The sequence below is a fragment of the Chitinophaga sancti genome (genome assembly GCF_034087045.1).
Lineage (GTDB): Bacteria > Bacteroidota > Bacteroidia > Chitinophagales > Chitinophagaceae > Chitinophaga > Chitinophaga sancti_B.
On the sequence record NZ_CP139247.1, the window covers coordinates 6,472,744 to 6,485,112 of the forward strand.

Annotated in this window: 15 protein-coding genes; 11 read left to right on the forward strand and 4 right to left on the reverse strand. The window is 44.4% G+C overall.

The features are described from left to right. The first annotated feature begins 37 nt into the window (after positions 1-37). From SIO70_RS25955 to SIO70_RS25975, 5 genes are all read left to right on the forward strand, one after another. Positions 38-703, forward strand: a complete 666-nt coding sequence (locus SIO70_RS25955; RefSeq protein ID WP_320575696.1) for a response regulator transcription factor — start codon at positions 38-40, stop codon at positions 701-703. A gap of 51 nt (positions 704-754) precedes the next feature. Then, complete coding sequence (locus tag SIO70_RS25960) at positions 755-1,333, forward strand: histidine phosphatase family protein (protein ID WP_320575697.1); 579 nt, start codon at positions 755-757, stop codon at positions 1,331-1,333. A 23-nt stretch (positions 1,334-1,356) separates the two neighbouring features. Continuing rightward, positions 1,357-2,133, forward strand: coding sequence for an alpha/beta hydrolase (locus SIO70_RS25965; RefSeq protein WP_320575699.1), 777 nt, complete (start codon positions 1,357-1,359; stop codon positions 2,131-2,133). Positions 2,134-2,200: 67 nt separating this feature from the next. Continuing rightward, complete coding sequence (locus tag SIO70_RS25970; RefSeq protein ID WP_320575700.1) at positions 2,201-3,031, forward strand: AraC family transcriptional regulator; 831 nt, start codon at positions 2,201-2,203, stop codon at positions 3,029-3,031. 240 nt (positions 3,032-3,271) lie between these two features. Beyond that, positions 3,272-4,093: a hypothetical protein gene (locus tag SIO70_RS25975; RefSeq protein WP_320575701.1), complete on the forward strand. Its 822-nt coding sequence runs from the start codon at positions 3,272-3,274 to the stop codon at positions 4,091-4,093. Between the two features lie 96 nt (positions 4,094-4,189). Here SIO70_RS25975 and SIO70_RS25980 read toward each other — a convergent pair whose 3' ends face one another. After that, entirely contained in the window at positions 4,190-4,786 is a 597-nt protein-coding gene (locus SIO70_RS25980) for an NAD(P)H-dependent oxidoreductase (RefSeq protein WP_320575702.1), read from the reverse strand. Positions 4,787-4,875: 89 nt separating this feature from the next. On the opposite strand from SIO70_RS25980, the gene SIO70_RS25985 reads away from it, so the two are divergent. The 6 genes from SIO70_RS25985 (at position 4,876) to SIO70_RS26010 (ending at position 8,872) form a co-directional block, all read left to right on the forward strand. Next, entirely contained in the window at positions 4,876-5,790 is a 915-nt protein-coding gene (locus SIO70_RS25985; RefSeq protein ID WP_320575703.1) for a LysR family transcriptional regulator, read from the forward strand. 83 nt (positions 5,791-5,873) lie between these two features. Beyond that, a complete protein-coding gene (locus tag SIO70_RS25990) occupies positions 5,874-6,128 on the forward strand; it encodes a hypothetical protein (RefSeq protein ID WP_320575705.1) in 255 nt (84 codons plus the stop codon). Between the two features lie 135 nt (positions 6,129-6,263). Continuing rightward, positions 6,264-6,812: a phage tail protein gene (locus SIO70_RS25995; protein WP_320575708.1), complete on the forward strand. Its 549-nt coding sequence runs from the start codon at positions 6,264-6,266 to the stop codon at positions 6,810-6,812. Between the two features lie 35 nt (positions 6,813-6,847). After that, on the forward strand, positions 6,848-7,393 hold the full coding sequence (locus tag SIO70_RS26000) for a phage tail protein (RefSeq protein ID WP_320575710.1): 546 nt from the start codon (positions 6,848-6,850) through the stop codon (positions 7,391-7,393). Between the two features lie 28 nt (positions 7,394-7,421). Next, positions 7,422-7,997 (forward strand): phage tail protein, encoded by a 576-nt coding sequence (locus SIO70_RS26005; protein WP_320575711.1) that lies wholly within the window; start codon positions 7,422-7,424, stop codon positions 7,995-7,997. A 5-nt stretch (positions 7,998-8,002) separates the two neighbouring features. Further along, entirely contained in the window at positions 8,003-8,872 is an 870-nt protein-coding gene (locus tag SIO70_RS26010; RefSeq protein WP_320575712.1) for a formyltransferase family protein, read from the forward strand. Positions 8,873-9,214: 342 nt separating this feature from the next. Here SIO70_RS26010 and SIO70_RS26015 read toward each other — a convergent pair whose 3' ends face one another. Genes SIO70_RS26015 through SIO70_RS26025 form a run of 3 tightly spaced genes read right to left on the reverse strand, consistent with a single transcriptional unit; the run spans position 9,215 to position 12,351 of the window. Further along, positions 9,215-11,029: an asparagine synthetase B family protein gene (locus SIO70_RS26015; RefSeq protein ID WP_320575713.1), complete on the reverse strand. Its 1,815-nt coding sequence runs from the start codon at positions 11,027-11,029 to the stop codon at positions 9,215-9,217. Positions 11,030-11,032: 3 nt separating this feature from the next. Further along, positions 11,033-11,452 carry a lasso peptide biosynthesis B2 protein gene (locus SIO70_RS26020; RefSeq protein WP_320575714.1) on the reverse strand — a complete coding sequence of 140 codons (420 nt, stop codon included), beginning with the start codon at positions 11,450-11,452 and terminating at the stop codon, positions 11,033-11,035. Beyond that, complete coding sequence (locus SIO70_RS26025) at positions 11,449-12,351, reverse strand: hypothetical protein (protein WP_320575716.1); 903 nt, start codon at positions 12,349-12,351, stop codon at positions 11,449-11,451. The genes SIO70_RS26020 and SIO70_RS26025 overlap by 4 nt, the downstream gene beginning before the upstream one ends. Positions 12,352-12,369: the final 18 nt, after the last annotated feature.

Genomic DNA, 12,369 nt, shown 5'->3' on the forward strand with positions numbered 1-12,369 from the left:
CATACTGATACCATTACCCCCAAAAGATTCAACTAACATGTACGACATCCGATTAGTGATAGCCGATGATCACGAGATATTCCGTGATGGCCTGGCACTGATGCTTTCCAGACAACCAAATATTAGTCTGGTTGGTCAGGCAGGCGACGGCAGGGAATTGCTGGAACTATTGGAAACGACGGAAGTGGATGTGGTCATGACTGATCTGAAAATGCCATTGATGGATGGCATTACCGCTACCCGCACATTATTACAACGATTTCCCCATATCAGGATCATTGCGCTTTCTATGTTCGATGAAGAGGAATTAATCGTGGAGATGCTGGAGGCAGGGGCGAAAGGATATTTGCTTAAAAATGCAGATAAACAGGAAATTGTGGAAGCGATCACCAGTGTGTTTGATGATAAGATCTTTTATTGCAGACAGACGAGTTCCAAGCTGGCTTCGATGATTGTGAGGAGCCGGTTCAACCCTTACCGTGATGCACACCCGATTATATTTACGGACCGGGAAAAGGAGATTATCCGGTTGATATGTTTACAGTATACCGCCCAACAGATCGGGGAGAAAATATTTTTGAGCAAACGGACGGTGGAGGGCCACCGGACAAGGATTTTGGAGAAAATGAATGTGAAAAATACAGCCGGTGTGGTGGTGTTTGCGTTAAAGAATAATTTGATAAGTGAAGCGGAGTTATTGTAAAAGCCCCCCTCCTTGATTACATTTGTGTCCTATCAACATTCATCAGGACCTATGACACGTATCACAATCATCCGACATGGAAGTACTTCATGGAACAAACAAGGCAGAATGCAGGGCAGCACGGATATACCGCTGGATGAAGAGGGTATTGAACAGGCACAAAAACTGGGGGCCAAACTGGCAGCTGAACAACCCTGGGATATTATTTACACCAGTCATCTTTCCAGGGCAAAAAGAACCGGGGAAATCATTGCAGAAGCCATCGGCCTTTCACCGGTACTGACAGATGAAAGACTACGTGAAGTTTCCGGCGGTCAGACAGAAGGTACGGTGGAAGAAGACAGAATTGCCAAATGGGGACCCGACTGGCGCCAGCTGGATCTGGGAATGGAACGTGCCGATGCTGTATTCGAAAGAGGCGTATCATTTATGAAAGACCTTTTGGAAGAACATGCCGGCAAAAAGATCCTGATCGTGAGTCATGGAAGCTTTATCCGCCATATGCTCCGTCACCTGACACCTGAATTTGAACTGACCGAACAACTGAAGAACACAGGCGTATCAAGACTTGTAGTGGATGATACTAAGTGGTTCTGCGACCTGTACAATTGTACGACTCATCTGGATTAGTTATTTTTAAATAAATTCCTGTTATGAAACCCACAACTTCCGGTTATGCACCCGCAAATGGATTAGACCTCTATTATGAAATTTATGGTAGTGGGGATCCACTGGTATTGATTCACGGTGGCGGCTCTACTATTGAGAGCAATTTTGGCTATTTCATTCCCCTGCTGACTGGCGATCGCCAGATCATTGCCATGGAACTACAGGCACATGGGCACACCAAAGACCGGGGCACTCCCACCAGTTTTGAACAGGATGCAGATGATGTGGCAGCATTACTGGCTTTTTTGAATATACCACAGGCAGAAATACTGGGGTTTAGCAATGGCGGGAATACGGCTATGCAACTGGCCGCACGACATCCGCAAGTGGTGAAAAAGCTGGTGATCGCATCTTCGTTTTATAAGAGAGATGGGCTGTTTAAAGGCTTCTTTGATTTTATGAATACTGCCAGCCTGGATAATATGCCCATGGGATTGCAGGAGGCTTACCTGGCTATCAATAATGATCGTGCAGCATTGGAGATCATGCATAACCGTGATCGTGACAGGATGGTGGGATTTCAGGACTGGCCGGAAGAAATGCTTAGGAATATTACATCCCCTACCCTCATTATTGGAGGGGATCAGGATGTGATGGTGCCGGAGCATTTTGTGGAGATGTTTAGATTATTTCCGAAGGCTCAGCTGGCGATATTGCCCGGTGGTCATGGCGGATATCTGGGAGAGGTGACGCAAAGACATTTATCAGGGGAGCAACCGGAAATAGCGGCGAAACTGATATTGGCGTTTCTGAATAGTTAGATGAGTCACTGGCATTCATGATACAGATATTGGCGTTTCTGAAGAGTTTAGTATGTAACTTGCAGATATGATCAAGTACAGGCAATTCGAACCGGTAATTATAGAAACAAGGGAAATCCTGACAGAAGCATATACTACCCAAAGCCATACCTATCATGAATTCTTCCTCATCCGTTCCGGAACAGGCAAGCATATATTTCGTAACCAGGAGGTGTCTTTTCAAAAAGGAGATCTCTTTTTTATTGCACCCGGCGAACCACATTCCTTCCTGATTCCACGCATGGCAAAGGCAACGCTGATCAAGTTTAGTGACGACCTGCGCTCCCTGCTAAAAACGTATGTCAACAAGTGGGATATTGATGGCGTAGTGATGGCCAATGCCAAATCGCCCCTGAATGCATACGTTCCATTGAGCACTGAAGATAAAGTCATTGTGACACATATCTTCAATGCAGTGGAAGCCATGAAAGATCAGACGATGCTGAATGAACAACTGATCTTACATCAGCTGGTTTCACTCATCGTGATTATGGAACGTAATCTGACAGACAGGCGGTATCCCAATCCTGACAGGCTCATTGTTGACCAGATGGTCAAACATATACATAAACATATGAAACAGCCGTTGCTGCTGACTTCACAGCATATGTCGGAAGTATTCAACATTCCTGCCACCTATATCGGTACTTATTTTAAGCGGCATATGGGGCAGTCATTGAAGGCATATATTAATGAATGCAGGATGGTGATGATAGGCCGTATGATCAGGAAAAACAATGTTCCCGTTTCTGTGATCAGTCATGACTTCGGGTTTACGGATGAAAGTCATTTTCTGAAAACGTTTAAGAAGTTTTACCAGATGAGCCCTACCGCCTATAAGAAAGAGGTGTTGTCCTGACAACTCTTACCTTGACATTGTAGCCCCACGTTCCATCATGGAACGATCTTCCGGTTCTCCATGTTTCCAGTCACCGTACTCCTGCCAGCTATCACGCTTTACTTTTAGGATTGATTGCCCGCATGAGGCTATCAGGATCGATTTGCATGGTTGAATAATTTTAGACAAAATTCCGGATAGCTGCACGGGTTTATTGGTAAATATTAAACAATCATTGGTATTTTTTTATAACTTTAACCTATGCTGACTACAGACAATCTCAAAAAAATCGAAAAAGGAAGGAGAGCACACATTTATTGCAAAGTCACGGAGATTGCGCTGTTTGTGGCTACTGGCGGCTTTCTTGAAGAAGGCAACCGGCTATTGCAGGAACTATGGAAGTTCAAAAGGCGGCATGAGCGAGATACCTGGCTGGCAGATACTGCATTTACGGTGTTATGGTCGGCGGCAGGTGCTGTACCTGCGGATGTGCCTTTTGAGTTAGGGGATATAGATGAGATTGAAAGATCTATGCGAAATTATATTGCTATAGATAAGTGGGCGTACGAAATGCCCGCAATGCCATGGACTTCACTGTCAGGCGTAAACCTGGTGAGAAAAGCTTTTATTACAGCTGGTATGTTTAAAAACAGGGCACTGCCTGTACAGGAGAATTACGAAGATGTCACTGATTTTATGAACGACACACTGCAGGCAGTGAATCTTCAGCCAGAAGATGAGTTTCCGGTAGCTTACAAAGAATTGCTGGCACTTGAAATGATTGAAAGACTGGCAGAAGAAGAATATGATTCTGATGAAGCATATGCATTGGGTGCAGAACTGGCAGCAAAGAATGATCAGCCGGATTCGGCAATAAAACTGGCAAAGCATTGGGCAAAAGCACCTGTAAGACCAGCTTTGATAGCAGGTGGCAGACATATAGCACCATTATTATTGCAAGGAGTGATTGCGGAGGATCTGGGTTTGAATAAAGATAACGTCAACGAATATCTCGAAGAGGCGATCATAGCATTGAATAAAAGCACAATGAAACGCGGCTGGTTTAGTTGGGCCGGGTTTTAAGTATAGATACACTCAATGAAACAAGGATAGTTCTATCAGGTGGAAAATAGGCTACTAACTTTTAAACCTCTAAAAGCCAGTAGCCACAATAAAACTTTAATTATTTGTAAATACTTTTTGCAGGTGGTCATTATACCTGCTTAAATCTCTATTAATATCCGAATTCTTTTCTACGTCATGAAAATGCAGACTTTCCAGCGGGGTCATACCAGTAAAGGCATTCATGCGATGAAACCCAAAGAGTACCCCCTCATCTACTGACTTTTCCAGGAAGAATTCCCCGGGCAATGTAAAAGCTGTAGCAGGTGCATTCCACGAAGTAGTGACCAGGTATTTGCGGCCATGCAGCATACCGCCGGTACCATAGTTGATAGCAGGGTTTTCGGCCTTGCGTCCATCACTGCGATAGATACCTTTGCCCTGACCGGCAGTAAAAACTACATCCAGGTATTTCTTAAATTCATGCGGCAGACCAAACCACCATACAGGTGTGTGATAAATCACAGCATCTGCCCATACAAAATTCTCTACTTCTTTTTCCGGAACGTATGTATCGTTGATGTCGGTATAGCGTACTTCATATCCTTCCTCCTTATCGAAGAAGGCCTTAGTGGCCTCAGAAATCGTTTTATTAAACCGGCCGCCGGAATGACCGAATACCTGTCCACCATTTATCACGAAGATCTTTTTCATTGTCGTTTTTATTTACAATGCAAAACTACTCCCCCAACATCTACTATTAAAATAATATAAATTATACCTTTGTATCATAATTCTGATAGATGGTAAATCTCGAATGGTTTAGAACCTTTAAAACTATATATGAGACCGGTAGTCTTACAGGGGCTGCAGAAGCCCTGTACGTGTCACAACCGGGAATCAGCCTGCATCTCAGTTCGCTGGAAGCCTATGTAGGCTATAAGTTGTTTGACAGAACTTCCCGTAAATTGATTGCCACCGAACGTGGGAAACTGCTATACAACTATATTTTAGATGCCCTGAATAAGCTGGAAGAGGCGGAACAACACTTTCACAGAAGTACTGAGGCGGAAAGGCCCACTGTAAGTGTGGGGATGTGTTTTGAAACCTTTCAGTTTACACTGGAGCCATATCTGCCGACCCTGCCGTTTAATGTGATCATTAAATTCGGGGAGTACCCGGAAATGCTGAGCGATCTGGATGCAGGCATTCTCGACCTGATCATTACGCCACAAAAAGGGGATTATCCTCAATTAAAGTATGAGGCATTCTTTAAAGAAAGAATTGTCGTGGTAGGTGGTGCGAAAACGAATACAACAAAGTTCAGAAAACTGCTGAAAACAGACGACAGATCCGGCATACTGGACTGGCTCAAACAACAGACCTGGTATGGAACAACCGGGGATATGGAACACCTGCGGCGGTTTTGGTTTAATAATTTCGATAAACGACCGGATTTTAAACCGAATTATATCGTGCCGAATATCTGCTCCATCTTACGATGCCTGAGTGTAGGAGATGGAATCGCTGTAGTACCGGATTTTCTGGCTAAAAAGGAGCTGGAAGAGGGTAAGGTGAAGTTGATATGGGAAGGAGGTAAAATACACGAAAATACGCTCTATTTTGGCACAAGGAAGAAAAGTATGTATGAGGGTGAGATCGCGAAAGTAAAAGAGATCTTTTTACGGGAGATGGTGAAAGGTGATGGTAAAGGGTAATATAAAAGGAGATCAACTGAAAGAAACCATCTTGCCGGAAATGACAAAACCTACCTAAATTCGGCATCTAAAACCTGTAATTCATGAAAATAGCAACGATCTACCTCCTTGCAGTATTGCTGGGCGCCACCAGCATTGCCAAAGCCCAGTCGCAAACCGAAGTCCTGGTAAAAGAATGGGAAAGAGCAAAGGCCTACACCAAAGAATATCTGGATGCGATGCCGGATAAAGATTACAGCCTGAAACCAACTCCTGAAATGCGTTCATTCGCAGACCAGTTCCTCCACCTGACGGGCCATGTATCCATAATGTACCTACGTTCAAAATCCCGAAAATAATTTTGAGATTTTGAACTTTTCATTCCTCCGTAATGTTATCTATTGTTTGTAAACTGTCGTACTCATTTTTAAATCCCAAACACCACAACTTATTAATAGCCCTTTTTTATTACCTCACATTTAATCAATAACATTATGGATGGTTACATTGGCGAAATCAGAGCATTTGGCTTTAATTATGTGCCTATTGGCTGGCTTCCCTGTGATGGAAGCACGCTCCCGGTTCAACAACAATCTACCCTATTCTCCGTTATCGGTAACCGATTTGGAGGGAACGGAACAACGAACTTCATGCTTCCGGATCTGAGAGGTGTAACTCTCGTTGGTGTTAATACTGCACAGAGCGAATATAACATCCCAGGCATTACCGGAGGATCTGAAAATGTAACACTCACGGTGAGCACTATTCCGGCACACAATCACCTGATCGGTGCAGTCACACGTTCAAGTGCTGCCCAATTAACACAGGCAACGAATGTACCGGCACCTACTGCTTATCTTACCAATGCTTACTCCTCAGGTTTTAGTCAGGGTATTATTGCTTATGCAGATACTGCCACCGGTGCGCTCAATCCTCAGAGTATTTCGACTGCAGGCGGAAGTCAGCCACATAATAATATGTCGCCCTACCTGGCCATGACTTATTGTATCTGTGTGGAAGGCGTATATCCGCAACACCCCTGATTTACAATTTTCATTCACTCTTTTGAATTTCACATATGGAAAATTATCTCGGAGAGATCCGTGCATTTAGTTATGGCCGGGCACCAAGAGGTTGGGTTCCCTGCAACGGCCAACTCTTACCTATCGCACAGAACCAGGCTTTATTTGCCTTACTGGGCATATATTACGGAGGAAACGGCACAACCAATTTCCAATTACCTAACTTAAACGGCAGAAATATTGTTGGCACCGGTACCAGCAAAAGTGGTAGTAATTATCCTATAGGTCAGGCTGCCGGCACTGAATCGGTGACAATTAATTCCAATGAGCTCCCCTTACACAATCACCTCGTTCTTACCAAAAGTGCTTATGATGTAGGTTCGCCGTCGACCAACTTCCTGGGAAATCCTGACATACAAGGTACATCGCCTGTGGCCAATAAAGCGACGGTCAACTTGTATGCTGCAAGTGCAGGCACTTTGACACAGATGGGTCCCTGTATTACAACGGTAGGTAATAACCTGCCTCACGAAAACAGGCAGCCATACCTGGTGATCAATTACTGCATTGCCACACAAGGGATATACCCATCCAGGCAATAACATTCCCAATAACCTTCAAAAATATTTTATGGATAATTACCTCGGAGAAATCAGACCTTTTGCCGGCAATTATGCACCTGTTGGCTGGTTACTTTGCAATGGGAGTCTGCTCTCAATCAGTGAGAATGAGGCATTGTTCACCCTTATCGGCACCACTTACGGTGGTAATGGCACTACCAATTTTGCCTTGCCTAACCTGCAGCAAAGAATAGCCTGTGGGCAGGGCACACTGCAGGGAGGTGCTACCTATATAATGGGTGAAAATGCCGGTGTAGCCAATGTAACATTGCTCTCCACACAGATACCTTCGCATGCGCACGATCTGATGGCAAGTACCAGCGATGCGACTACTGGTGAACCTAACAATGGGTTCCTTGCAAATACGAATGGTACGACCAGCACACCGCCGCCGCCGACCCCCTACCCTGATGTAAAACTGTATACAGCGCTGCCATTGCCATCAGGGCCATCAGCACCCAATGTAACACTGGATCCTACTGCGATGACGATCACCGGTGGTTCGTTACCGCACGATAACCAGATGCCTTATGTCACCATTAATTTCATCATCGCAGTGGTGGGTATATATCCTAACTTCTCTTAACTGATATGACAATAGGAATTATTTCGTCCAGTGATCAGTTTCTGCCACTGGCATACACACTTGCAAATAACAATTTGCAGGTGTGTATCTTTTTTGCACCCGGACAGGATGCATATGTCAACCAAAAAGTGAACACGCTTGCTGCACATTTTGCAATGGCAACCGGTGATGTATATAACTGGCTGGAACAATGTAAACCAACAGTGGTGTTTGTATATGGATATCCGCAACTGCTGGATGTGAGTAAATTCTCTATGCCTGTCTTTAATATTCATGCAGGCGCACTCCCTGCTTTCCGGGGACCAGTGCCAGTATTCTGGCAATTGAAAAAGGGGATGCCACAACTCTGCCTCAGCATCCATGTACTCACTAACAGGTTTGATGCAGGGCCTGTGGTCTGGTCAAAAAATATTCCCGATCAGCCACATTATAATTATGCATTGGTACACCAGATATTTAGCCAGGTGGTGATTGAAGGCGTCTTTTTTATTTTACAGTTGCTAGCTGCCGGAATGCCACTACCAGATCTACATGCTGCCGGACCTCCTGCTTACCACAAACGACCAGTGGCTAAGGATGTAACGATTGATTGGAATACTATGTCTGCCACTGAAATATGTAACCTGATCCGGGCATGCAATCCGTGGAATAAAGGTGCGGCGACCAGGTTGAACGGTCAGGAAATAAAATTGATGGATGGTATGCAAAGTAATATGACAACTACATTACCACCGGGGAGCATAGTCAGCGAAGGATTGATCGCAGTAAAGGATGGTCATTGTATACAGGTCAATATGCTGGTGCTGGAAGATATCTTTGTGCCGGCATATCACGCGGAATATTATGGCATTAAAAAAGGACTCATTTTGCAATGAGTCCTTTTTTGATTCAGACGCTTGCTTCAGATGCGAAGTCAAACCCTGCACCTCCATTTCCGAGAGTAAGGTCATTAACTTCATACACTTTGATGTCTGGAGCCGTCCAGATGGGCTTTGATGTCGTTTGTTCGTTTTTCATTGGTTGAATTTATTAGTAAATTAAGGTATTCCTATTGTAATGAGTCCCTTTTAAAATCAGTGGCTTGACTCTGAAGCGAAGTCATATCCAACTCCGCCGCTTCCTAGGGTGATGTCATTTATGTCGTAGACTTTAATGTCAGGTGCAGTCCACACCTGTTTTTGGGATGCTTGTTCGTTCATGCTTTTTTGTTTTAAATATTAAGGTATTTCGTATCCTTTTTGTGCTAATGCAGTCAGAATCTCACTGGCTATTACCGACTGGTTTGTCCTCAGAATAGCAGTATCTTTTCTGTTTGTATGATTGATCGTCATTCCATCTCCGGACAGGTAACGCTGGAATGCAATGCTTTGTTTATCCACTCCTCTGATATAGTCTTCATGCCTGTGCACGCGCGATATATAGTCCGGCGAATACATGCCCTTATCCTTTCGCCACAACACCTCCCCAGGCACAACTCCCTGCATGGCATGGCGAATGAAGCTTCTTTTATATCCTCCTTTTACAAACAAATGCAGGGGAACATCCATCATAAATTCCATAACCTTTTTATCCAGTAGCGGTACTGCACTCTGCATACCAAACCGTTCATTACGTTTTGCAAGCATGGCAGGAAATAAGCCGGTTCTGCCCTTCCGGAGGTTGTCGCACATATGCGCACGGATGTCATCTACTGATGAGAAGGACAGGTCCCTGCTATACTTTTGAAAAAACATTTCCTGCAAAAAAGGTGCCTGTACATCATCCACTTTTTTCCCCTTTTTAACCTTCGTTATCAATTCCCGTTTGATGATTTGGGAAAAACTCTTCCCCTCTTTGTCGGCAAACTGCTTCATCAGTTTCAAAGCCCCCCACAAGCGACCGCTTCTAACCATATTGTAGATAACGGGATTGCCTTTCCAGGACACCCAGTGATCGCCACCAAAACCGGTATATAATACGCCAATTTGTTTTTCTTTTGCGCTTTCCAGGATCGCATGATCCATATAGTAGAATACGTTAGGAAATGTTTCGTCCCGTTCAAAAGCGGCTTCAATACCATCAAATGGGCCATAGGAAGAGGCGGTTACATATGTTTGGATAAGGTTGCAACAGTGCCTGCCGATCACATCTATATATGTCCGTTCGTCTTCTTCTTCCGGATGATGCTTTTCGGGCAATATTGCAGAAAAAGCATAAAGCGGTTTATTCTTTTTCTGCAATATTTCAGAAAGTATGCAGGCAATAACAGATGAGTCGAGGCCTCCACTCAGTGTAATACCAACAGGTTTATCTGTATTCAACCGATTGCTCACCGCTTCATATATCAGTTCTTTCAGGCATTCCTGCCAGTCCTTGTCTTTCTTAAACCGATAGCGACCACCGACAGGCTCCCAGTATTTGTGGATAGTCATCACACCATTGGCCAGTATCAGGGTATTGCCACCACACAGGGTCCATACATCAGCATCATAAGTGGCTGTGGGGCACGATTGCCTGAAGTAGTATTCAATCAGGCTCACCTCGTTGAATCTTGCAGGGGAAGGTTTGAAGGCTTCCACTCCTTTTTGTTCGCTACAGAATATAAATACCTCAGGGGCATCATAATAATATAACGCGCGGAAACCAATATGGTCTGTGGCAAGAAAGCATTGCTGCCTGATCTTATCCCATATACAAATAGCAAATTCACCTTCCAGGTGCTGCACACATGCTTTCTCCCATTTGTTCCAGGCATGTAGCAGCAACACAATATCAGAACAGTCTGCCGGAGCAGCTGTTTCCTGCAGGAGTATTTCCCGGTTATCAATCCGTATATCAGCAATTATTACCAGGTCTTCTGTTACAAAAGGCATAGTTTGTTGCCGTTCTGTCTTATTCATGGCCAGTTTGCAATGGGCCAGGGCGATATATTGATCGGTCCAGACATCCATGCCATCTATAGCCCGGTGTTGCAAAACTTTACTGATATGTTGAACTGCTGCCGGGTCCAGTAGGTTGCGTCTTTTATTAATGATACCGAATATGGCACTCATAGTTCAACTTTTGAAACAAACAATAACAGTAAATTGTTCTAAATGTTTATTTCCTGTTACAATATAATTGCCGCATTGCAACCAGGCATGTGCGTGGAATTTCCCTTTCTGCTTGTTTTTGCTTACGCCAAAAAAAACGGTACTCGTCATACGACGGGCTTTGAGCATCAATTTTCCTGCCAGCGCCTGTTCAAAGCATTCAGTACGCCAGGGAGACCGTTTCCCGGCACGCAGAATGGCTCTGCCTATGCGAATCAGCTTATCATTCTTGTCATGATACAGGTATTCATTTTCAGCAGCAGGGAAGGATTTCTTGCCCAGAATGGGGGCAAGTTTTCTGAAGGGCAAAAACAAGAGCATTGTTCTGGCCAATGCCAGCAACAACCAGGCTTCAGTGAACATTCTCATGTCTGTCTTATTCATATGAGGGCAGTTACACGCGATAGCAATTCATCGGGGGCACAGTTTGCCGGTCTGGCAATCTGGTATACTTCTGTGTTTTGTAACAACTGTGTGATGGTCTTAAATTTAAGTACCCGCATGTCGGGGGAATTAAAAAAAGAGGGCTTGTATATATGTTCTACAACGGCTTCGAAGGCATTGCCGCCTGAGAGCCGTTCTGTTGTAAACCGGCCATCATCGCTTAGTTTCAGGAGGATTACCCTGTTTATCGGGTATGCCCGGGTATCAAAATCATCGTGGAAGAAGAGTCCGTATTTTTCCATTCCCGGCATGATGGGGAAAGAGCGATCTTCGTATTCAAATGCCTGCATACTCTGTTCCCAAAGTTTGATCATGGGGTAGGATGCGATTCCGTGCATCTGGTGATCCGCACCATTGGCGAGCACGACTATATCATCACTGAAAATACGATACTGTTTATTCATAAGTCCGGCCAGTGTGGTAGACTTTCCTGCACCGGAACGCCCTGCTATCAGGGTGAGTTTGCTATCGATCAACAATGACCCGGTGTGCATGGGGATAATACGTCTTTGCTGTAGGATACCCGCCATAGCGGCTGCCAGTACAAATAGCCGTAGCAGGCGCATTTCAATACCGGCATGATCAGGACGAATGATGATAGTGTCTCCATCTTTTACATAATATTTTCCCACATCCCGTACAGTAAATAATAACTCATGGTCATTCATGGTATATGAAATACTGCCTGTGCTAAAGGTAAAGCCATCGGGGATTTCCGGCATTTCACCCATTCGGATATTTACATGAGCCTGCTCAAATGAAGTAACAGGGGATAACTCGGGGAACGGTATTTCGGATAGAATATCTAAACCAAACCCCCAATATTTATAAATGGACATGATAGAAGATGGGCGATT